18 protein-coding genes are annotated in these 22,636 nt (G+C 62.9%); 7 read left to right on the top strand and 11 right to left on the bottom strand.

Annotated features, from left to right (window positions below; all coding sequences use genetic code 11):
• Positions 1-71 precede the first annotated feature (71 nt).
• Positions 72-2,549 (top strand): penicillin acylase family protein, encoded by a 2,478-nt coding sequence (locus RA19_RS08175; RefSeq protein ID WP_039161400.1) that lies wholly within the window; start codon positions 72-74, stop codon positions 2,547-2,549.
• A 46-nt stretch (positions 2,550-2,595) separates the two neighbouring features.
• On the opposite strand, the gene hflX is transcribed toward RA19_RS08175, so the two are convergent.
• From hflX to trkA, 4 genes are all read right to left on the bottom strand, one after another.
• On the bottom strand, positions 2,596-3,867 hold the full coding sequence (hflX, locus tag RA19_RS08170; RefSeq protein WP_039161398.1) for a GTPase HflX: 1,272 nt from the start codon (positions 3,865-3,867) through the stop codon (positions 2,596-2,598).
• Entirely contained in the window at positions 3,867-4,106 is a 240-nt protein-coding gene (gene hfq, locus RA19_RS08165) for an RNA chaperone Hfq (RefSeq protein ID WP_008204623.1), read from the bottom strand. The genes hflX and hfq overlap by 1 nt, the downstream gene beginning before the upstream one ends.
• Positions 4,107-4,227: 121 nt before the next feature.
• Positions 4,228-5,763, bottom strand: coding sequence for a TrkH family potassium uptake protein (locus tag RA19_RS08160; protein ID WP_039161395.1), 1,536 nt, complete (start codon positions 5,761-5,763; stop codon positions 4,228-4,230).
• Entirely contained in the window at positions 5,764-7,140 is a 1,377-nt protein-coding gene (gene trkA, locus RA19_RS08155) for a Trk system potassium transporter TrkA (RefSeq protein ID WP_039161393.1), read from the bottom strand. It lies immediately after the preceding gene.
• 113 nt (positions 7,141-7,253) lie between these two features.
• Here trkA and RA19_RS08150 point away from each other — a divergent pair, with 113 nt between their 5' ends.
• Both RA19_RS08150 and RA19_RS08145 read left to right on the top strand, forming a co-directional pair.
• Positions 7,254-7,721 carry a hypothetical protein gene (locus RA19_RS08150; RefSeq protein ID WP_052261699.1) on the top strand — a complete coding sequence of 156 codons (468 nt, stop codon included), beginning with the start codon at positions 7,254-7,256 and terminating at the stop codon, positions 7,719-7,721.
• Between the two features lie 464 nt (positions 7,722-8,185).
• Positions 8,186-10,474 carry a caspase family protein gene (locus RA19_RS08145; protein WP_241479039.1) on the top strand — a complete coding sequence of 763 codons (2,289 nt, stop codon included), beginning with the start codon at positions 8,186-8,188 and terminating at the stop codon, positions 10,472-10,474.
• Positions 10,475-10,512: 38 nt separating this feature from the next.
• Here the strand turns inward: RA19_RS08145 and ntrX are convergent, their stop codons facing one another.
• The 5 genes from ntrX to dusB form a co-directional block, all read right to left on the bottom strand.
• A complete protein-coding gene (gene ntrX, locus RA19_RS08140) occupies positions 10,513-11,922 on the bottom strand; it encodes a nitrogen assimilation response regulator NtrX (protein WP_039161388.1) in 1,410 nt (469 codons plus the stop codon).
• Positions 11,919-14,198, bottom strand: coding sequence for a sensor histidine kinase NtrY-like (locus RA19_RS08135; RefSeq protein WP_039161385.1), 2,280 nt, complete (start codon positions 14,196-14,198; stop codon positions 11,919-11,921). The genes ntrX and RA19_RS08135 overlap by 4 nt, the downstream gene beginning before the upstream one ends.
• Before the next feature lie 100 nt (positions 14,199-14,298).
• Positions 14,299-15,666, bottom strand: a complete 1,368-nt coding sequence (locus tag RA19_RS08130) for a sigma-54-dependent Fis family transcriptional regulator (RefSeq protein WP_039161383.1) — start codon at positions 15,664-15,666, stop codon at positions 14,299-14,301.
• A 3-nt stretch (positions 15,667-15,669) separates the two neighbouring features.
• Positions 15,670-16,749, bottom strand: a complete 1,080-nt coding sequence (locus RA19_RS08125) for a two-component system sensor histidine kinase NtrB (RefSeq protein ID WP_039161381.1) — start codon at positions 16,747-16,749, stop codon at positions 15,670-15,672.
• On the bottom strand, positions 16,746-17,732 hold the full coding sequence (gene dusB, locus RA19_RS08120; protein WP_039161379.1) for a tRNA dihydrouridine synthase DusB: 987 nt from the start codon (positions 17,730-17,732) through the stop codon (positions 16,746-16,748). The genes RA19_RS08125 and dusB overlap by 4 nt, the downstream gene beginning before the upstream one ends.
• Before the next feature lie 181 nt (positions 17,733-17,913).
• Here dusB and RA19_RS08115 point away from each other — a divergent pair, with 181 nt between their 5' ends.
• The 4 genes from RA19_RS08115 (at position 17,914) to RA19_RS08100 (ending at position 21,358) form a co-directional block, all read left to right on the top strand.
• Positions 17,914-19,050, top strand: coding sequence for a bifunctional 2-C-methyl-D-erythritol 4-phosphate cytidylyltransferase/2-C-methyl-D-erythritol 2,4-cyclodiphosphate synthase (locus tag RA19_RS08115; protein ID WP_039161377.1), 1,137 nt, complete (start codon positions 17,914-17,916; stop codon positions 19,048-19,050).
• The gene (locus tag RA19_RS08110) at positions 19,047-19,544 is read left to right on the top strand and encodes a phosphatidylglycerophosphatase A family protein (protein ID WP_039161376.1); all 498 of its coding nucleotides are present in this window, start codon (positions 19,047-19,049) and stop codon (positions 19,542-19,544) included. Before RA19_RS08115 ends, RA19_RS08110 begins: the two co-directional genes overlap by 4 nt.
• On the top strand, positions 19,541-20,014 hold the full coding sequence (locus RA19_RS08105; RefSeq protein ID WP_193748241.1) for a CinA family protein: 474 nt from the start codon (positions 19,541-19,543) through the stop codon (positions 20,012-20,014). The genes RA19_RS08110 and RA19_RS08105 overlap by 4 nt, the downstream gene beginning before the upstream one ends.
• 162 nt (positions 20,015-20,176) lie before the next feature.
• Complete coding sequence (locus RA19_RS08100; RefSeq protein ID WP_039161373.1) at positions 20,177-21,358, top strand: ammonium transporter; 1,182 nt, start codon at positions 20,177-20,179, stop codon at positions 21,356-21,358.
• An 85-nt stretch (positions 21,359-21,443) separates the two neighbouring features.
• On the opposite strand, the gene tmpT is transcribed toward RA19_RS08100, so the two are convergent.
• Together tmpT and RA19_RS08090 are read right to left on the bottom strand one after the other, a co-directional pair.
• Positions 21,444-22,085, bottom strand: a complete 642-nt coding sequence (gene tmpT, locus RA19_RS08095) for a thiopurine S-methyltransferase (RefSeq protein ID WP_039161371.1) — start codon at positions 22,083-22,085, stop codon at positions 21,444-21,446.
• Positions 22,086-22,178: 93 nt separating this feature from the next.
• Positions 22,179-22,625, bottom strand: a complete 447-nt coding sequence (locus RA19_RS08090) for a type II toxin-antitoxin system RatA family toxin (RefSeq protein WP_039161369.1) — start codon at positions 22,623-22,625, stop codon at positions 22,179-22,181.
• Positions 22,626-22,636 lie beyond the last annotated feature (11 nt).

Here is a 22,636-nt window from a genome sequence, read left to right as displayed (position 1 = left end):
ACCACCGCCGCCGCCGGACGCAATCTGCCCAGACGCGGAAATGACAAAAACCAAAGGGGAAACTGCCGCTAATGGGACACCTCTTCCGCTGGCTCCTGCGTATCGCTGCAGGACTGATTCTGCTGAGCGTTCTGGCCGCGCTGCTGGTCTATTACCTCGCCTCGCAATCGCTGCCCGGGTATGACAAGGAGATCGCCCTGCCCGGTCCTTCTTCTCCGGTGGAAATTGTCCGCGACAATTCCAACGTGCCGCATATCTTCGGCAGTTACGGCGCCAGCGACGAGGATGTTTATTTCGGCCTCGGCTATGCCCATGCCCAGGACCGGCTGTGGCAAATGGCCGTGATGCGGCGGACCGCAAAGGGCCGCCTGTCCGAGATCTTCGGCAGCCGCACGGTCGAGACCGATACTTATCTCCGCCGCCTCAATATCTACGGGCTGGCGCAGCAATCAGTAGCCGTGCAATCCCCCGAAGCGAGTGCGGCTCTTGAAGCCTATGCCGCGGGCGTCAATGCCCGGATCCTTGAGGTGAACGAAAATGCCCTTGGCCGCGGCGCACCGGAAATGTTTCTGTTCAACATGCCTGTTTCCCCTTGGCAGCCCGCCGACAGCATCGCGATCATGAAGCTGATGGCGCTGCAGCTGTCCGGCCATATGAAAGAGGAAATCCTGCGCGCCCGCACCTCTTTGGCCCTGGATGACCCAACCCGCCTGCAGGACATCATGCCGGATGCGCCGGGCAAAGGGCTGACCGCCCTGCCTGAGTACGCCGTACTGGTGCCCGGCGTCCGGCAATTCGCCTCGGAAGATACTACTGAAGAAGACAGCCTGCTTTTCCCGGTAGCCCCGCGCGGGCTGGCCGGCGCTTCCAACGCCTGGGCTGCCGCCCCCAGCCGTTCCGCCGCTGGCGGCACGCTCTTGGCCAATGACCCGCACCTGGGCCTGTCGGCCCCCGGCGTCTGGTACCTGGCCCGGCTGGAGCTTGGCTCCGGGGGGGTGATCGGCGGCACCATTCCCGGCATCCCGGCAGTGATCACCGGCCGTTCCGACAAACTCGGCTGGGGCGTGACCTCATCCTATCTGGATGACCAGGACCTGTTCATCGAACAGCTGAATCCGGATAACCCCGAAGAATACCTGAGCACTAACGGCTACAAGAAATTCATCTCCACCCCCTCAATCCTCGAAATCGCGGGTGAAGCCCCGGTCACTTTGACCCTGCGCTGGACAGATAACGGCCCGGTTCTGCCCGGTTCGATGTTCAACCTCGCCGACATCACTCCGCCCGGCCATGTGGTGTCAATCGGCTGGACTGTGCTCAGCCCCCAGGACACGTCCATGACTGCGGCTATCAACCTGATGCGCAGCACCAGCGTTTCAGAAGCCATCAAGGCGGGTGAAGGCTTTATCGCCCCGTCGCAAAACCTGACGCTGGCAGATCAGGACTCCATTGCGCTTAAGACCGTCGGCGCCTTCCCTGCGCGCGACTCGGCCCATCAAAGCAAGGGCCGCCTGCCCAGCCAGGGCTGGCGCCAGGAAAACCGCTGGCAGGGCCGCCTGCCCTATGCGCAGAACCCGGAGTTCCTTGCCCCCGCCGGCGGCATCCTAGGCAACACCAACAACAAGATCCTCGACCGGCCTTTCCCCAACCATGTTTCCTTCGACTGGGGCGACACCCAGCGCATCCACCGCTGGGAAAAGCTGATGCAGAACCGCGAGGTGCACACCCGAGACAGCTTTATCGAGGCGCAGCTGGACACCGTTTCCTATACCGCCCGCACCCTGCTGCCGCTGATCGGCGCCAACCTGTGGTTCACTGGCGAGGCGGCGCCTGCCGGCAGCCGCGAGCGCCAGCGCCAGATTGCGCTCACGCTTCTGTCGGAATGGAACGGCGAGATGAACGAGCACCTGCCGGAGCCGCTGATCTACGCAGCCTGGCTGCGTGCCCTGCAAACGCGGCTGATCACTGACGAGCTTGGCCCGGTCGCCAAAAGCATCCGCCATGTTGAGCCGCTGTTCATCGAGCGGGTCTACCGCAACGTCGATGGCGCCGCCGCCTGGTGCGACGTGAGGCAAAGCGCGCCGGAGGAAAGCTGCACCGACATGGCCCGGCTGGCACTGGACGACGCGCTGGTCTGGATTGAGGAGCGATATGGCGACGCACTGGAGTCGCTGCGCTGGGGCGATGCGCATCAGGCTGTCCAGGATCACCCGGTACTGGGCAAGGTGCCGGTGCTGCGGTACTTCGTGAACATCCGCCAATCCACCAGCGGCAGCAGCAACACCCTGCAGCGCGGCAAAAGCTCCGGCAAGGATCCCGATCCGTTCCAGAATGTGCATGCGGCAGGCTACCGCGGGGTGTATGACTTTGCCGACCCGGACAGCTCGGTCTTCATCACCGCCACCGGCCAGTCCGGCCACCCGCTGTCGCGGTACTACGACGACATGGCCCAGCTCTGGCGGCGCGGCGAATACATCCCGATGTCGCTGGACGAAGAACTGGCGCGGGCCGCGGCCGTCGGCGTCACTAGGATCACCCCCAGGCAATAAAAAACGGGCGCATCAGCGCCCGTTTTTCTTTTTGGTTGCAGCTGCTTTACAGCTTCTGAAACTTGGCTTTTTGCCGGTCCGTCCACAGCACGGTGATATCAAAGCCGGTCTCTGTCTGCTCTTCCGACTGGATAAGATCCTGCTGAAACAGCCAGGCCCGCTGCTTGCCTTCGGCAAAGGAGAGGCTCAGAACCTCCTCATGCCGCACGCCCTGCAACTGCTCGGCAATATCCGCAAGAAGCGCGTCCAGCCCCTCACCGGTCAGCGCCGAGATCGCGTGGATACCGTCCTCGCGTGCAGCACGCTGGCGGCGTGCCTCGGCCTCTTCCTCGGGCAGCTGATCCAGCTTGTTCCAGACCTCGATCCGGGCGCGGTTCTCATCCACGCCAAGCGACGCGAGGATCGCTTCAACGTCCTCGGCCTGATGCTCGCTTTCCTCATGGCTGATGTCGCGCACATGCAGGATTACATCCGCGGCCAGCACCTCTTCCAATGTGGCACGGAAGGCCGCGACCAGCTCGGTCGGCAGGTCCGAGATGAAACCTACGGTGTCGGACAGGATCACCTCAGGACCATCTGGCAGCTGCACCCGGCGCATGGTCGGGTCGAGCGTGGCAAAGAGCATGTCTTTGGCCATGACCTCAGCCCCGGTCAGCCGGTTGAACAGGGTCGACTTGCCTGCGTTGGTATAACCCACCAGCGCCACAATCGGATAAGGCACCTTGGCGCGGGATTCCCGGTGCAAGGTCCGGGTCTTCACCACCTTGTCGAGCTGCCGGCGCAGGCGCACCAGATGGTCGTCGATGGCACGGCGGTCGGCCTCGATCTGGGTTTCGCCGGGTCCGCCGACAAATCCCAGGCCGCCGCGCTGGCGTTCCAAGTGGGTCCAGGCACGCACCAGACGGGTCCGCTGATAGCTGAGCGCCGCCATCTCCACCTGCAGCACACCTTCGCGGGTGGCCGCACGGTCCGAAAAGATCTCGAGGATAAGCCCGGTCCGGTCCAGAATCTTGACCTTCCAGGCTTTCTCGAGGTTTCGCTGCTGAACCGGCGACACCGGCCCGTCGATCAGGACCAGTTCAATCTCTTCCGCCTTCAGGACGTTCGCCAGCTCTTCGATCTTGCCGGAGCCGAACAGCATCCCCGGGTGCGCCTTGGGCAGGCGCACGACATTAGAGCCGATCACATCCAGATCGGGCAAGGCCGCAGCAAGCGCCACAGCTTCTTCCAGCGCGGGACCTGCGTCCCGGCGCCCCATGTCTGACTTGATTTCCGGATGCAGCACCCAGGCCCGGGTGCGCTTCCTGTCGTGCTCCATCAAGAGGCGTCTTCACCCTCATAGAGGCTGATCGGCTGGGCCGGCATGATGGTCGAGATTGCATGCTTGTAGACCAGCTGCGACTGTCCGTCGCGGCGCAGAAGCACGCAGAAATTGTCGAACCAGGTGATCACACCCTGCAGTTTGACCCCGTTGATCAGAAAAATTGTAACTGGAACCTTGGTTTTGCGAACGTGATTCAGGAAGGCATCCTGAAGATTCTGTCTGTCCGAAGCCATTTTTTATTATCTCGCCTTTGTTCTTGCCACGCGCTGCGGACCAGCACGCACGTTAAAGATCACTATGGACGCAGAAATTATAAGTTTCCACCCGAAAAACACTTTTTCCCCTTAAGGGGTATCAGCTGCGCCAAAGGTTCGGCGACAAAAGCGCAATAAAGGCCAGTGTTTCCAGCCGCCCCAGAACCATGGCGACGCAAAGGATCAGCTTCGCAGGGGTGGCCAGCAGGTTAAGCACGATCGGCTCGCTGCCGGCGATCTCGGTCAGCGGTCCGGTGGTCGCCAGAGAGGCCACCGCCAGAACCAGAGATTGCTCGAAATCGGTACCCACAGCTGCCAGCGCGGTGCTGACGAGGGCCAGCGAAAGGGCAAACAGCATGAAGAACACCCAGGCCACGAAGGCACCATTTTTCTGCAGCCGCTTGGTGCGGTCGCCTTCGCCGCTGACCGAGCTCGGGTGCACCAGCCGCTCCATCTCGCGCAGCCCGTTGAGGTAGAGCGCATAGACCCGCAGCAGTTTAACCCCGCCGGCGGTGGTGGCCACACCGCCGCCGAAGACAGCCAGCCCCAGCAGGATCATGCCCGGCGTCTCCAGCCCGGACCAAGCGCGGGCGGCCTCCCAGTGCATGCTTTCAAAACCAGTCGTCGACAGGAAGGACATCACCGTGAACAGCGTGCCCCACAAGGCCCGCAGCGCCTGCAGAATATCCTCGGCAGCGTCCACCTCATAGGCGGCCACCCAATGGCGCAGAAACAGCAAGAGCGGCACACCAAAGACGATCAGCAATCCGGTGCGAAACTCGGGATCCTTATCCAGCCGCCCCTGCCCCGAGGTCACCGTGTCGCTGGAAAAGGTCAGCCGCGACAAGGCAAAGAACATAAACAGGAACATCACCATCTCGCCACCGAGGCCGCTGGCGGCATTCTCCACCCCGCCGGTTGCGGAAATCCCCGAGGTCGCCATCACCGACATCGCATGGCTGAGGCCCGCCAGGGCCTCCTCGCCGGTGATCATCAGGAGCAGCCACAGCACCATAGTCAGCCCTGCATAAACCGGTGCCAGCGTGCGGGTGACCAGCACCAGCTGGCGGCGCGGGTCGGCTCTTTCCATCTGGGCAGGCGCTACCGATCCGCCGCCGGGCTCCCCCTTGGCGGTGACCTCAAAGCCGCCCAGAGACATCGGCGCCAGAACCGCCGAGGCGGCAATCCACATCAAGAGCCCGCCCAGCCAGCCGACAATCGCCCGCCACAGATGCACACTGGGCGGCACCCTGTCCGGGTCGCCCCAGATATCAGCGCCGGTGGTGGTGATGGCGCTGACCATATCGAAATAGGCGTTCAGGAAACGTGTGCTGACCAGCGCATCCTGCACCGGCACCGCCAGAAAAACCGGCAGCACCGTAAAGGTCGCCAGCAAGGACAGCAGCTGCCCCGGCATCCCGTAGCGCGGCACCTTGTTGCCGATCGACAGGCCGATCAGAACCACCAGCATCAGCCCCGCCACGCCGGCATAGAAGAAACTGCGCGAGGTATGATGGTCGTCGAGCACCAGTGCATGCACGGCCGGCAGCCACATCGCCAGGGCAAAGATGCCCCAGATCAGCAGGAACAGCGGCAGGCGCAGCACGCCTAGGGAAGCTTTGACCGGGCGGCGCATCTAGAAATAGTCGATCGACACCTGCAGCAGGCGCTCGACCTCGGGCACGTCATCGGCCATTGCAAACAGCGCGATCACATCGCCCTCCTCGATCCGGGTTTCGCCCATCGGCCGCAGCATCTCGCCGTTTTTCAGCACCCCGCCGACCAGCACGCCTTCGGGGAAATCCGTCTCGCGGATCATCTGCCCTGCAATCGGCGAGGTGGACAGCACCTCAGCCTCGATCATTTCGGCTTCGGCATCGCCCAGCGAGTAGACCTGCCGCACTCGTCCATAGCGGATATGGCGCAGGATCGAACTCACGGTGGTGGAGCGCGGGTTGATATAAGCGTCGATGCCGAGGTGCGGCAGCAAAGGCACCAGGGTCGGGTCGTTGATCAGCGCAATCGCCAGCGGACAGCCTTCGGCCTTGGCCCGCACCGCCGCCAGCATGTTGGTCTTGTCGTCATCGGTGACCGCCAGCATCGCATCGGCCTTGTCGATGCCCGCTTCGATCATCAGCGACCGGTCCAGCCCGTCGCCGTTCAGCACAATGGTGCGTTCCAGCGTCTCGGCCGCACGCTCGGCGCAGGCGCGGTCGCGCTCGATCACCTTGGAGCGGATCCGCGTGGTGCTGCTCTCCAGCGCCTTGGCCACTTCAAGGCCGACATTGCCGCCGCCGACCAGCACCACCCGGTCCTGGCGTTTCTCGTGCTTGCCGAACACTTCAATGGTGCGCGCCACATCGTCCGCATGGCTGAACACATAGCAGCTGTCGCCCACAAACAGCTGGTCACCGGCCTCGGGAGCAAACAGCGTCCCTTCGCGCCGCACCCCGACCACAATGGCCCGCAGGGTAGAAAACAGATCGGTCAGCTGCCGCAGCGGCGTGTTGACCACCGGGCAGTCCGCATCGATCTGGATGCCCAGGAGCTGCGCCTTGCCTTCCATGAAGGTCTCGGTGTCAAAAGCGGCCGGCGCCGACAGGCGCTGCATCGCCGCTGCAGCCACTTCGCGCTCGGGGCTGATCACCACGTCAATCGGCAAATGCTCGCGCTGATAAAGGTCCGAGTAGATCGCCGTCAGATAGCTTTTGGCCCGCAGCCGGGCGATTTTGCGCTGGATCTTGAACACCGAATGCGCCACTTGGCAGGTCACCATGTTGACCTCGTCAGAGTGGGTTGCAGCAATGATCATGTCGGCATCGCGCGCACCGGCACGGTCCAGCACATCCGGATAGGAGGCAAACCCGTGAATCCCCTGAACGTCCAGCGTATCGGTGGCACGGCGCACCAGTTCGGGGTTGCTGTCGACAACGGTGACGTCGTTGTGCTCGCCGGAAAGGTGGCGGGCGATCTGCCAGCCCACCTGGCCCGCACCGCAGATAATGACCTTCATATGCGTATCCCCTGGAGGCTCCCCTGGCGGCGTTTCGCCCAACGTGAATGACAGAACCCGCATTCACGGTCAATTTAATTGTAACTTGCTCTGTTTGCGGCCATTCTTGCCGCATGCGCAAGGATTTCACGATCATGGCAGGCTTGGCCCTGCTGCTTGGCGCAGCAGCCTGCGGCCCGCTTCCGGTCTATTACAAGCCGGGGGCAGAAGTGTCCCGGCTGCAAAGCGATGAACTCGGCTGCGCAACCGTGGCGCTTAAGGACGCCCCGGTTGCCAATGAAATCCGCCAGCACCCGCCGATTTACCACCCCGGCCGCAAAGTATGCTCCGGCGGCAGCTGCTATTACCGGCCCGGGTACTGGATGCCCGGCAGTTTCTATACGGTGGATGTAAACCGGCCGCTTCGGCAGCGGCTGGAAAAATCCTGTATGGCCGGCAAAGGCTACCAGCAAATCGCGCTGAAGCGCTGCGAAAGACGCCCCCCTGCTGCGGCTTCCGGCGCACGGCTGGCGCCTTTGACCGAAGCCTCCTGTGCGCAGCGCAACCGCGACGGCAGCATCAGCATCCGGTCCGGCGGCTGACCCTGCTCCCTTGCCGAAGTTTTGCGGCGGGCTAACTTTGATTTGCGCCTCTGGATCAAGTAGAGTTGATCCAGATCTTTTTTGTTCACCAGTCATTTCCTTAGAGAAAGGTACCCGATGCGGATATATTTCCTGATCGCCGCGCTGCCCCTTGCTGCTGTCACCACAGCCTGTGAGCCGGTGGCACCGGTTGCGCCGCCGCCCGCTGCGGCCCCGGCGCCGGCACCAGCGACCTATAGGGCACCGGCACCAGCCACCCGCCCGGCACCTGCGGCTGCCCCATCCGTACCCTCTGCGCCTGTTCAGCAAACTCCGGAACCCGCCTACCAAGGAGGAGGTGGTGGCGGCGGTGGTGGCGCCGGTGGCGGTGGCGGTGGCTCGGGCGGCGGAGGAGGCTGGGGTTAACCCCGGACACCGCAATGACAGCCCTCCCCCGAAATATGCGAACTCTTGCGGCGGCTCTGTTGACTTGCACAGCGCTGCTGCCGGCCGCCGCCGTGCAGGCGGCCTATGAAACCACCAGCAGCGGTGCTGCACCGGAAACCGCCATCGTAATCGGCATTCAGGACTATGATCACGTCACAGACCTGACCAACACCCGCAAAGATGCAGAGGCCATGGCGGAGATGCTCCGCTCTTTCGGCTACACCGTCTATGAAGGCTATGATCTGGACAAACGCGGGTTTGAGGCGCTGCTGCGCCAGGCCGCGCTCAACATCCGGGACGGCAGCCAGGTGTTCTTCTACTATGCCGGCCACGGCATCCAGCTGGGGCGGCGCAATTATCTGCTGACCAAGGATGCAGAACTCACCGGCATCCACGACCTGCCGTTCCAGTCGGTGACACTTGACCGGATCTCCGCCATCCTTGGCGGCAAGGCGGGCAGCCAGATCCTGATGCTTGACAGCTGCCGCGACAACCCTGTCCCTGACGCCAAGCTCAACGCCGAAGTCGGAGCCCAGCTCTATGAAGCACGGGAAGGCTTTGATGTCTTCCGGCCGCCGCTCAACACGCTGGTTGCCTTTTCCACCTCTCCCGGCGCCACGGCGCTGGATGGCGAGCCTGGCGGCAACAGCCCCTACACCGCTTCGGTGGTACAGCATTTCCCGGCACGGCCGCAGGAAGACGCCATGACCGTCCTGGCTGAGATCCGCGGCGATGTCTATGCATCGACCGGCAATACCCAGGTGCCCTGGGAAAGCTCGACTCTGGTGCAAAAGATCTACCTGGGCCCGCCGGACCGTTCCCTGAACATCGCCCAATCCGAACCTGCAGAAACTCTGGCCAGCCTTGATCAGATGCCTGCGGAACTGTCGGTGAAGATCCCGCTGGGCCGGTCCCTGGAACTTGCGCCCGAGATCCGCCCTTATGTCAATTCGGGCACGACGGTGTCGATTGTCGAAACGCCTTCGGCCGGGGTGTCTTCCCTGCAGGCAGGCGAAGGCACAGCGCTGAGCCTCAACTATGCGCCGCAGCTCACCGAACTGCCGGCCCGCAAGGATGGCGGCCAGGTCCGCAAGGACCGGATGGTGCTGCGACTGGCCCAGGGTGAAACGGTGCGCGATGTGACCGTGAACCTTGAGATGATTGCCCGGCAATGCGATCTTGAAGCCGGGGATCTTCTGGATCTTCAAGGGGTTGGAATTTACCGCTTTCCCAATGAAATAAATCTCAAGGCAGCGGAAGCCGCCTGCCGCGACGCGGTGGAAGCGGCACCGGAAATCGGCCGCCTGCACTATCAGCTGGGCCGCGCCTTGCAGGGTCAGGGGCGGCTGATCGAGGCCTATGACGCCTTCACGCAAGCCGCCGATCTGGGACATGTACGCGCCTATAACGCCGTGGCCTATCTGCACATCACCCCCAATGTCGACCGTGAGACGGTCCCGATCCCCTATGACCCGGACAAGGCATTTGGCCTGTGGGATCAGGGGATTGAGGCTGGCGATCCTTTCTCGATGCATGCCCGCGGCAAACGGCTGCTGCGCCGCAGCAGCACGTCCGAGGAGAAGCAGCGCGGGTTTGACCTGCTCAGCCGCGCCGTGGAGCTGGGCCATACCTACTCAATGAACGAGCTGGGGGTATTCTTCCTGTGGAGCGGCGATGAGCTGGCCCAGCCACAGCGCGGGCTGTCCTATCTGCAGGCCTCTGCCGGGCGCGGCGACATCTACGGCACCGCCAACCTGGGCTATGTCTACCGCGACGGCGGTGCAGGCCAGCCGGTGGACAAGGAGCGCGCCAAGTCGCTGTTTGCCGAAGCAGCGCAGCTGGGTCATCCGCATGCACCGGGTGAAATCGGACGCATGATCATGAACGGCGACCTGCCTGGCAGCGACGCAGCCGAAGCGCTGGAATGGTACGACATGGGCCTGTCGCGCGGAGATGCCTGGGGCGGTGCCAACGGCGCCTGGGTTGCCCTGAACCAGCTTTCTGACCGCATCCCCGCTCATTCCGCAGCCGCCCGCGCAGGCAAGGCAATGGCCTTGAATAATACCGAGGCCGCGGCCGCGGCGCGGGACCTTCTGACCGGCATGCCCGAGACTGACATCGCCGCTGGCACGCAATACATCCTGCGTCAGCTTGGATCAGGTATTTCCATTGACGGCCAGTTTGGCCCTGCCTCCCGCAAGCAGCTGGCAAACTGGGCCCGGGAAGCCGGGCTGCCTGCGACGGTTCCCGGCGATGCCATCAGCCAATTGCAATTGGCCGCACAGATCCATTTTGCCCTGAACCCGATCCGCCAGGACCTGTTCTGACTTCTGCGCCCGGTCCAGCCGGGCGCAAAGCGGGCTGCTCAGGCCTGTTCTTCCTCAGCTTCCACATGCGCCACCCGGGCGCCAGCCTTGTTGGAGGTCACCACGCCCAGCGACTTCAGCTTGCGGTGCAGCGCCGAGCGCTCCATGCCGACAAAGGAAGCGGTGCGGCTGATGTTGCCGCCAAACCGGTTGATCTGGGTCAGCAGATACTCCCGCTCAAACGCTTCCCGCGCCTCGCGCAGCGGCAGCGTTGCCAGCGCGCCGGACAGCACCACGCGGCCTTCCTCCTGCGGCTTTTCCTCCTCGCGCGGCAGGTCCTTGGCCTCAATCGGGCCGCTGCCGTCACCCAGGATCAGCACCCGCTCCACCAGGTTCTTGAGCTGGCGCACGTTGCCCGGCCACAGCATGGTCTGCATCAGCGCCACTGCCTCTTCGCTCAGTTCGCGCAGCGGCAGGCCCTGGGCCTCGTTGAACTGTTCGATGAAGTAACCCGCCAGCAGCGGGATATCCTCGCGCCGGTCAGCCAGAGAGGGCACCGCCACCGGAACCACATTGAGCCGGTGATACAGTTCCTGGCGGAACGTGCCTGCTTCAATCTCGGCATCCAGGTCTTTGTTTGTCGCCGACACCACGCGGAGATCGACACGGATCTTGTCAGAGCCGCCAACCCGCTGGAACTGCTGGTCCACCAGCACCCTCAGGATTTTTGACTGGGTGCCCAGCGGCATGTCGGCGACCTCGTCAAAGAACACTACGCCGCCATGCGCCTGCTCCAAAAGGCCCGGCTCCACTCCGCGTTCCGCGGACTCGCGGCCGAACAGCACCTCCTCCATCCGGTCCGGTTCGATGCTGGCGCAATTGACAGTGATGAACGGCGCCGAAGCCCGGTTCGAATTGGCATGGATATAGCGCGCCGCAATCTCCTTGCCGCTGCCTGCCGGACCGGTCAGCATCACCCGGCCGTTCGACTTGGTCACCTTGTCGAGCTGGCTGACCAAGGTCCGGTAAGCGGCCGAAGTGCCGATCATCTCAGCCGGTCCGGTCTCCTTCCGCTTGAGGTCTGTGTTCTCGCGGCGCAGGCGCGAGGTCTCCATCGCGCGGCGGATCACCACCATCAGCTGGTCGATGTTGAAGGGCTTCTCGATGAAGTCGTAAGCCCCCTGCTTGATGGCCGCGACAGCGATCTCGACATTGCCGTGGCCCGAGATGATCACCACCGGAATGTCCGGCGTATCCCGCTTGACCGCCTTCAGGATGTCGATGCCGTCCATCTGGCTGTCCTTCAGCCAGATATCCAGGATCATTAGCGCCGGTTCGGCTTCTTCCAGCCGTGCCATGCATTCGTCGGAACTGCCCGCCTTGCGGGTGGCATAGCCCTCGTCCTCCAGAATGTCCGAGATCAGCTCGCGAATGTCGCGCTCGTCATCAACAATCAGAATGTCACTCATGTCAGACCTGCTTTCACTGTGCTCTTGTTTAGCGCCGCCGCTTTGGCCGCGGCGGGCAGGCGGATTACCGCCATTGCGCCGAAATGCGCGTGTCCCTCGAACAGGGGGGCATCTTCCAGCGTCAGCGTGCCCCCGTGCTCTTCGATGATTTTCTTGACTATAGGCAGTCCCAGCCCGGTGCCCGCATCACGCGTGGTCACATAGGGTTCAAACAGCCGCGCCCGGTCCTCGGGCAGCCCGATGCCGTTGTCGGCAATCCGGATCTCATAAAAATTGCCCGTCTTCTCGGCCGACACCCGGATCTCCGGCGCCAGCTCCACGGCGGGCTCCTTTTTCTGCAGGCTTTCAATGGCTTCACCTGCATTCTTGATCAGATTGGTCATTGCCTGTCCAATCATCGTGGCATCCAGATCCGAGGGCATCTCTGCCTGCGGCAGCTCGGCTTTGATCCGGACCCCTGGCTGGCCCTGCTGCTGCAGGATCACCGCATCCCGCACAAGTTTGGCCAGATCCTCCTCGCGCCGCTCCGGTTCCGGCATGCGGGCGAATTTCGAAAACTCATCAACGATCCTGCGCAAGTCATTGGTCTGACGCACGATCACATCGGTCATCGATTGCAGCTGGTCGCTGTTCTCTTCGCCAAGCTTGGGCGCGAATTTGCGCTTGATCCGCTCGGCGCTCAGCTGGATCGGGGTCAGCGGGTTCTTGATCTCATGCGCGATCCGCCGGGCCACATCGCCCCAGGCCGCCATCCGCTGGGCGCTGACCAAGTCGGTCACATCGTCAAAGGCCACCACGTAGCCTTCCAGCCCGCCCTCTTCCGAGCGGCGCGGCGACATCCGCACCAGCAGGTTTTCAAGCTGGCCCTGACGGGTCACCTTGATCTCCTCCTGCACCACTTCGCCGCCGGTCTCGATCAGTTCGGCAAACAGCGGCCCGAACTCCGGCACAGCGACCGCCAGAGCCAGCGACTGCTGATCCTCCTGCCAGTCCAGCAGCCGCTCGGCTGAGCGGTTCACAAAGGTTACACGACCTTCCGCGTCCAGACCCACAACCCCGGACGTGACCGAGGACAGCACCGAGTCAAACAGGCGGCGGCGGCGCTCGATCTGACGGGTATTGTCAATCAGCCGCCCATGCTGCGCTTTAAGTTCGCGCGTCATCTGGTTGAAATACTCACCCAATTGAGCGATCTCGTCGCCGTCGCGCTCGACCGGAACCTGCACGTCCAGATTACCCGAGCCAACCCGCTGAGCGGCCACTGTCAGCCGTCCAACCGGGCGCGACAGCCGCTCGGCAAACCACATCCCCAGCCACATCGCCGCCAGGATCAGGATCACAGCAAAGCCGATGTACAGAAGCGCAAACTCAAACAGCACCCGGCCGCGTTCGCTCTCCAGCTGCTGATAGAGATGCGCGGTTTCCTGAGTGTCATCTAAGAGGTTCAGCAGCTCGCCATCCACGTCGCGGCTGATATAGAGGAACCGGTCGACAAAAGCCTCCAACTGCACCAAGGCGCGGAATTCGCTGTTGTCCCAATCCTCGATCAGCAGAAACCCGTCTTCGCGTGCCACACCGATCTGCCGGCCATTGGGCTTTTCGAAATCAAATTCGTAAGACCGCTCGCCCCGCGCCCGGATCAGCCCCGCACTGTCGACGATATAAGCCTCGCGCAGCCCCCGTTGGATCTGCAACTGACCCTGGGTCAGCACCTGCCGCAGCTCCGCATCGTTGATGAAGAAACTGCGCGACCGGCTGTTGTCGAGATAACGCGCCAGGGCCCGGGCATCCTCAGTCAGGTCGTCTTTTTGCTGCGATTGATAAGCCTCAGCTGCCGCCAGTGAGCTGCCAATCACCTGGCGCACCCGCTGCGAGAACCAGCCCTCAAGCCCGACGTTGACAGTCAGCACCGCAAAAACCGCCACAATCACGGTCGGGATCAGTGCCAGAAACCCAAAAGCTCCGATCAGCCTGAGGTGCAGGCGGGATCCCGCCGATTTGGACCGCCGTGCCGCAAACAGCCGCACGATCTGGGTCATCACCAAAGCGGCAATGGTCAGAATGTAGACGAGATCCGCCAGCAGAATCAGCCGCAATGGACGGGACGAGGCGCCTTGTCCGAATGGCCCGATGATCAGGAATGTCACCAGCGCCAGCGCCGGTCCCAGCAGAACCAGCCCAATGGTGCCGATATTGCGCGCCTTGCGGGTTCTCCGCCACCGGTCAAAAGCCGAAAATGGCCCGTATGCCGCCCTCAGATGTGACTTATGCGCCACTGACTGCCCTCATCCTGATGTGCGACTCTTTACGAGTCACCGCCATATCTCGTGGCTCTGCCTAGGAAATTCACAGCAAGGCCACATTTCTGTGGCGATATTACATCAGTTTGCGGCGGCGTGTCACCTCAATATCCAGATCAGTAATCTTCTTACGCAGGGTATTCCGGTTGATCCCCAGAAGTTCTGCGCATTTCGCCTGATTGCCGCCCGTTGCCGCCAGCGCGATTTCGATCAGCGGAGTCTCCACCTCGCGCAGCAGACGCATATAAAGTCCCGGTGGCGGCAGCAAATCGCCGTGCAGGTCAAAATAGCGCTGCAGGTGGCGGGCCACCGAATCCGACAGCTTTTCATTGGCAAGCCCCGGCACCGCCGGTTCCGGCCCGTTTTGCGGTCCCAGCACAGCTGCTGCATCCGCCTGGCTGATCTCCTCGCTGCGGGCCGTCAGCGCCAGCCGCCGCACGGTGTTTTCCAGCTGCCGCACATTGCCGGGCCAACCAAAGTGGCGCAGCACCTCCCGCGCGCCCTCGCTCAGCACCCGATGCGGCGCGCCCTCATTCTCGGCCTTGATCAGGAAATGCTCCGCCAGCAGCGGAATATCCTCCACCCGCTCCCGCAAAGCCGGTACATGCAGTGCTGTGCCGCAGATCCGGTAGTACAAGTCCTGCCGCAGCTCACCCGCCTGAATCGCAGCTTCCAGGTCCTTCTGGCTCGAGGCAATGAACCGCGGCGCGTGTTCGCCCGGGGCGTCCATCATCCGAACAAGCCGTGCCTGCACCTCTTCCGGAAGGTCGGCCAGCTCATCCACGACCAGCGTCCCGCCCTTGACTTGCGCCAGCAGCCGCGCCGGCCCCTCCAGCTCAATCAGGCTGGCGGCATCGGCATGGACCAACGGCAAGGTGCGCCGATCCGAGAAGTCATGAATAGCCTGCGCAATCAGCGACTTGCCGGTGCCGCTTTCACCAGTGATCAGCAGCGGCAAATCGGTGTTCATCACCCGCGCGATCAGCCGGTACAGCGTCTGCATCACCTCGCTGCGCCCGATCAGAGGCAGTTCCTCCGGGCGTTCCTGCGTTCCGGGTTTCGGTGCCGAGGGTGCAATCCGCTTGGCCGCCAGCGCCTTGGCGGTGCGCTTCATCAGCTCCGGCAGGTCAAAGGGTTTCGGCAGATAGTCATAGGCCTCAGCCTCCTCTGCCTTGATTGCCGTCATGATGGTGTTCTGCGCCGAGATCACGATCACCGGCAGCCCGGGCCGGTCGGCCTGGATCTTAGGCAGCATCTCCAGCCCGTTCCCGTCCGGCATCATCACGTCCGAGATCACCACATCGCCCTTGCCCTCGCCCACCCAGCGCATCAGCGTCGTCAGCGAAGAGGTCGCATGCACCTTGCAGCCCGCGCGGGTCAGCGCCTGGGTCAGAACAGTGCGGATGGTGCGGTCGTCATCAGCGACCAGAACGGTGCCGTCCATGGATCAGCTCTCCTGCGGTTTTGCATCGCGCGGCACGCGCGACAGCGACAGCCGGAACACCGTGCGCCCGGGAACCGAGCTTACCGATATCCAGCCATTATGCTCCGAGACGATCTTGCTCACCAAAGCAAGGCCGAGCCCGGTGCCGTTTTCCCGCCCCGAAACAAACGGGTCGAAAATGTCATCCTTGATCTTGTCCGGCAGCCCCGGCCCGTCGTCGACGATCTCGATCTGCAAGGGCAGCAGCTTGCCGGTTCCGTCACTGCGGCGCAGCCTGAAGGAATGTTCATAGAAGGTGCGGATGTGGATGTGCCCGCCTTTGGAATCAGCCGCTTCCGAGGCATTCTTCAACAGGTTCAGCACCACCTGAAGCAACTGATCCGCATCGCCCCAGGCCATCGGCAGCGAGGGGTCGTATTCCTCGGTGATCGTCATGTGGGCGCCAAAACCCAGCAGCGCCGAGCGCCGAGCCCGGTCCAGCACGTCATGCAGATTGACCGGCTTGAAACCCGGCTCCGACAGGTTGCCGAATTGCTCGACCTGCTCCAGCAGTTTCACGATCCGGCGGCTTTCGCTGACGATCAGATCGGTCAGTTCCAGATCCTCGGGCGCCAGGTTCATACTCAGAAGCTGCGCCGCGCCGGTTATACCCGCCAGCGGGTTCTTAATTTCGTGCGCCAGCATCTCGGCCATGCCGATGGCCGAGGCGGCGGCGGATTTGGCGGAGTGGTTCTGCGTCATCCGCCCGGCCAGTTCGCGCGGGGAGACCATAAGCAGCATCACGCCGTCCTGCCCCTGCAGAGGCGACACCTGCACCCCGCATTGCAGCGGTGCCCGGCTGCCAGAGCCGACGTCGATGTCGTTCACAAACAAGGGCGTGCCCTGCACGCGGGCGCGGGTAAAGGCCTCCTCGATTGGGGCGTCAATCGCAAGGGTATCCCAGACTGACTGCCCCACCAGCGCCTTGCGGGAGGCATTGAGGAACCCCTCGCCAGCTGCATTAACATCGGCAATCCTGTCCTGCGCGTCGATCAGGAATGCAGGCACCGGCAGGGAAGCCCAGAGGGCGGCGCTGTCTATCATGCGGCGGCCTCCGGTTGCCCGGTGCTCAGTGCTTCCGGAAGCAGCGCCAGCACTTTCGCCGGGTCCTTTTCGGTCAGAACTGCCCGGCGCATCGCGGGACCGGTGCCGGCCTCATCCATGTACCAGCCCAGGTGCTTGCGGGCGACGCGGACTCCCAGATCCTGCCCGTAAAAGTCGAGCATTGCCCGGTAATGCTCTGACACCATTTCGATAAATGCTTCTCCTTCTGGGATCACTGGCGCCGGGGTGCCCCACAGATGATGCGCAACTTCTGCCAGCAACCAAGGCTTACCCTCAGCGCCGCGCCCGATCATTACGCCATCCGCACCGGACTGCTCCAGCGCTTGCCGGGCGGTTGCGGTATCCACAATATCGCCATTGGCCAGGAGCGGCACCGTCACCGCCTCTTTGACGGCCCGGATAGCCGCCCAATCGGCCGAGCCCTTGTAGAACTGGCAGCGGGTGCGGCCATGGATTGTCACCATCTGCACCCCGGCCTCGCAGGCGCGGCGCGCCACATCCGGCGCATTCAGGTAGTTATCATCCCAGCCCAGCCGCGTCTTCAGCGTGACTGGCACATCCACAGCGGTCACGACGGCTTCGATCAGCTTCAGCGCATGGTCCGGCGTCTTCAGCAATGCCGAGCCGGAGTAGCCGTTGGTCACCTTCTTGGCCGGGCAGCCCATGTTGATATCGATAATCCGGGCGCCCTGCCCGGCAACGTGTTTGGCGGCTTCGGAAATCCAGTATTCGTCGCGGCCTGCCAGCTGCACGGCCGTGTTCTCTACATCCGCGCTCAGTTCGGCGCGCTCCCGCACTCCGGGCTTGGCCTGCACCATCTCCTGGCTTGCCACCATCTCGCTCACCATCAGCCCGGCACCAAATGAGCGGACCAGATCCCGGAACGGGCGGTCAGTGATTCCAGCCATCGGCGCCAGAGCAATCGGCGGGGACATAGAGGTGGTTCCAAGCGTAAAGGACAATTGCCTAATCCTTGTGCAACTGGGGCGTTTTTACCCGAAGCCCCTGCTATGCAGCAACGAAACTGCCCATTGCAAGGCATCGCAAATCATCGTTTGCCTATTTTTTAAGCAGATTTCGCGGGGTGATTGCCTCTTCCCGCGCCACCTCATAAACAAAGGCCAAACCGGAAATGAGGCCCACATGACCACAGCTGCCCTGATCGTCGCTGCCGGCCGCGGCACCCGTGCAGGCAGCGGCACGCCCAAGCAATGGCGCCCGCTTAAAGGGCGCAGGGTAATCGACTGGACAATGGACGCCTTTGCCGCGGCGGGGGTGGAGCTCACAGTGCTTGTGCTTTCCGCCGATGACACCGCGGCTTGGACAGAGTTTACCGGAAAACCCGGCCTGATTCTGGCTGAAGGCGGAGCAGAACGCGCGGCCTCGGTTCTGAACGGGCTGAAAGCGCTGGAAGCGCATGATGTGGCCAAAGTACTGATTCACGACGCCGCCCGCCCCTGCGTCAGCTCGGATCTGATCCAACGTGTTATCAAGACCTTGGACCAAGAACCTGCGGCGGCCCCAGCGCTTGCCGTGACGGATGCGCTGTGGACCGGCACCGGAAATACTGTAACCGGCACGCAGGACCGCAACGGTCTCTTTGCCGCGCAAACCCCGCAAGGCTTCCGTTTTTCGGAGATCCTGTCCGCGCACCTGGCACACCCTGGCGGGGCTGCGGATGATGTCGAGGTGGCGCGCACTGCGGGGCTTGACGTCGCCATTGTTCCGGGCGAGCCGGACAACATCAAAATTACACGGCCTGAGGATTTTGCCCGGGCGGAACGCATTCTGGGAGCAAACATGGATATCAGGCTTGGCAATGGCTACGACGTGCACCGGTTCGGGCCCGGCGACAGCGTGATCCTGTGCGGGGTCGAAATCCCGCACGAGAAAACCCTGCAAGGCCATTCAGACGCGGATGTCGGAATGCATGCCGTCACCGATGCGATCTATGGCGCGCTGGCGCGTGGCGACATCGGCCAGCACTTCCCACCCTCCGATCCGCAGTGGAAAGGCGCCGCCAGCGAGATCTTCCTGCGCCACGCCGCTGATCTGGCGCGCGAGATGGGGTTCACGATCTCCAATGTCGACTGCACGCTGGTTTGCGAATACCCCAAGGTCGGGCCCAATGCCGCAAAGATGCGCGAAGTCATGGCAGGCATCCTCGGGATCGATGCAGACCGGGTATCGATCAAAGCAACCACCTCCGAACGCCTTGGCTTCACTGGCCGCAGCGAAGGCATCGCGGCGCTGGCCACGGCCGCATTGGTGAAAGCATGACTGCGGCGCAGCTGATCGGCACGGTTGGCGGCGTCGGATATCTGCGCCCTGCCCCTGGCACCTGGGGTTCGCTTGCGGCGCTGCCGCTGGCCTATGTGCTGCATCAGCTTGGCGGCTTCCCGCTCTTGGCCCTGGCAACGCTGGCCAGCATCCCCGCCGGTCTTTGGGCGACCAAAGTCATGACCGCAGGCAGCGCCGACCACGACCCTTCGGAAATCGTGGTGGACGAGGTCGCGGGCCAGTGGATCGCGCTTTGGGCCATTTCCTTTCCCGCCTGGAGCAAGGGTATCGACATCACCGCGCTTTGGCCCGGCTGGATTGCCGCTTTTGTGCTGTTCCGCCTGTTCGACATCTGGAAACCCGGCCCCGTTGGCTGGGCGGATCGCAAAAAGGGTCCGTTCGGGGTTATGATGGATGATGTTATCGCCGGCATCATGGCCGCCATCGGTGTGGTCCTGCTGGCCGGTTTCTCGCACGGGGTTCTTGGGTTATGAGCATCGACGCGGCCAAGCTGATCGAACGCGCCAAGGCGGCAGGCGTTACCATCGCCACGGCTGAAAGCTGCACCGGCGGCATGATCGCAGCGGCGCTGACCGATATTCCAGGCTCCTCAGCCGTGGTCGACCGGGGCTTTGTCACCTATTCCAACGAAGCCAAAATGCAGATGCTGGGCGTGCGGGCCGATACGCTGGAAACCGTTGGTGCCGTCAGCGAAGAGGTTGCGTCCGAGATGGCCGAAGGCGCGCTTCGCAATGCCGGCACTACCCTGGCAGTTTCGGTCACCGGCATTGCGGGACCAGGCGGCTCAGAGTTCAAACCCGAAGGCCGCGTCTGTTTTGGCCTCGCCTGTGCGGATCGCAAGACTGCCACCGAAACCGTCGAGTTCGGCGCCCTGGGCCGCGCTAACGTGCGCGAAGCCGCCCGTGATCACGCGCTATCACTGCTGATGCAGGCACTTTCGTAAACCTGTCGCATTCCGGGCAAATCCCGCTAAAGCCCGCCCAAAAAATCAGCACTCCAGAAAAAGCCCCGATTTTGGGCGCATTCCGCACGGCTGCCTCTTTTTTCTGCGCTGCCTTTCCGCTTTCCCCATAGCCACCGTTTTTTGAGGGGAAGGAACAAACGGATGAACGGAGCGGATACCGCATGGATCATTGTGGCCACGGCCCTGGTCCTCTTTATGACACTGCCAGGGCTCGCCCTGTTCTACGGCGGGCTGGTGCGTGCCCGAAATGTGCTCAGCGTTTTCATGCATTGCTACGCCATTGCCTGTTTGATGAGCGTTCTGTGGCTGGCGTTCGGCTACACCATTGCCTTCGGCAGCGGCACCTCCGGCATCTGGGGCGGGCTGGACAAGATGTTCCTGAACGGCGTCACCGCCGACAGCCTGTCAGGCACCCTGCCCGAGGTTCTGTTCTTTGCCTTCCAGATGACATTCGCCATCATTACACCTGCACTGATCGTCGGCGCCTATGTGGAGCGCGTGGGCTTTGGCTTCGTCCTTGTGTTCTCTGGCCTCTGGATGCTGCTGTGCTACGCACCGGTGGTGCATTGGATCTGGGGCGGCGGCTTTCTGGCGGATGGCGGCATCTTCGGCGACGTGGGCGTCAAGGACTTTGCCGGCGGTATCGTGGTGCATGAGACCGCAGGCCTCGCAGCCCTCATCATCGCCTTCTTCCTGGGCCCGCGCAAAAACCGCGCCATCCCGCCGCACAACCCCGGCTATGTGATGATCGGCGCCGCGATGCTTTGGGTCGGCTGGTTCGGCTTCAACGGCGGCTCGCAGCTGGCCGCAGACGGCGGCGCGGCAATGGCGCTCACAGTGACCCATATCTCCGCCGCCACCGCGTCGCTCACCTGGGCGCTGTGGGAGAAGATCAAATACGGCAAGGCGTCTCTGGTGGGCCTGGTCACCGGCACCATTGCAGGCCTCGCCTCGATCACCCCGGCCTCCGGCTTTGTCGGCCCGATGGAGGCGCTGATCATCGGTGCTGTGGCCGGAGTGCTGTGCCAGGAAATGGTCAACCTGGTGCGCAACAAGATGCAGATCGACGACACCCTGGATGTCTTTGCCGTGCATGGCGTCGGCGGCATCTTCGGCACCATCATGATCGCCGTCTTCGGCGCCGGCGCCTGGGCGGCACAGCTGGGCGCACTGGCCATCGTCGGCATCTTCACCGTGGTTGTGACCATCGCCCTAGTGAAGATCTCCGCAGCGATCACATCCCTGCGCGTGGATCTTGAAAGCGAGACCAACGGACTCGATCTCTCTGTTCATGGTGAGCGGGCATACGACATGAACAGCTGACCCCGGCTATGACGAATGCCGCCACTCACGGCAGAAGGTGCATATTTCGCACCGGGCGGGTCCCCTCGGGGACCCGCTTTTCGTTTCAGGACAATGGAGACAGCAACCAGGCTTGCTCCAGCGCGTTGCAGCGTTCACCGATCCGGCCATCTGCAAGGCGCTCCTCGGCCAGGGTGATCGCATGTGTGCCCTGATAGAGCGTCTGGACGAGACCGCCAGGCACCGAAAACGGCGGCCCCTGCATCAGCGACTGGTCATAATCGAAACCGATCAAAAGCTGCGGCGCAGTGCTTGTGATCCGGTTGAGATGCCCCGCATAAACCGTTCTGTCTTCGGGCTTCACCGCCACCAGCGCCGCCCGGTCATAAACAGCATCGACGGAGCCAACCTGTTCGGCGCTAAGGGCAAAGAAATCACCGGCAAACAACGTCAGCGCGCCCGCCCGATACCGCAGGAGCTTCCCCTGCTGGACGACCTCCGGCTCAAGCCCCTGGCGCGCAAAGACCTCTTCAACGGCGCCTTTGTTGAATTCAGCCCCAGTGACCTGCAGCCCCTGCGCCAACAGCCAATCCAGATCCAGCGCCTTGCCGCAAAGCGGGACAAAGACGGATTGGCCTGCTTTCAGGCCCAGCCGGGAAATGTGCTTCGTCAGCAGCGTGTTCGGCGCGGCCTCATGAAAGCCGATACGGTTCTCGCGCCAGCGCGCCTGCCAGAATTCCTGCTCCATGCGGGTCAATCCTTCCTTTGGAAAATCTCATGCCCCGCCAGCCATACGACTTGTAGCCCGCTTTAGGTCAAGCGGTTTCCTGCTTCCGGCATCTCAGCCGTAAAGCTCCGCCGCCCGGCGCTCAAAGGCGCGCACGATCCGCTGCATCGCCTCGTTGAAAACCACCCCAATGATCCCCTGCAGCACCGCGTTCTTGAACTCGAAATCGACAAAGAAGGAAATGTCGCAGGTGCCATCCTCGCGCGGAGCAAATGACCAGTTCGACTTCATGTAGCGGAACGGGCCGTCCAGGTACTCGGTGTCAATCTTCTGTTCGCCAGGATACAGGGTCACCCGGCTGCCAAAGCGCTCGCGGAAGACCTTGAAGGAGATCACCAGATCCGCCTCCATCACCTCAGCCTCGCCCATTGGCGCCCGGCTGCGGATCCGGGCGGCGGCGCACCAGGGCAGGAATTTCGGGTATTGCGCGACATCCGCGACCAGATCGTACATCTGCTGTGCCGAATACGGCAGCTGGCGGGTTTCCGAGTGTGTGGGCATCGGCCTGCTGA

It is taken from the genome of Leisingera sp. ANG-M1 (assembly GCF_000813745.1).
Classification (GTDB): Bacteria; Pseudomonadota; Alphaproteobacteria; order Rhodobacterales; family Rhodobacteraceae; genus Leisingera.
Note: the sequence above shows the minus strand (reverse complement) of the source record. Positions and strands in the feature narration are given on the sequence as shown.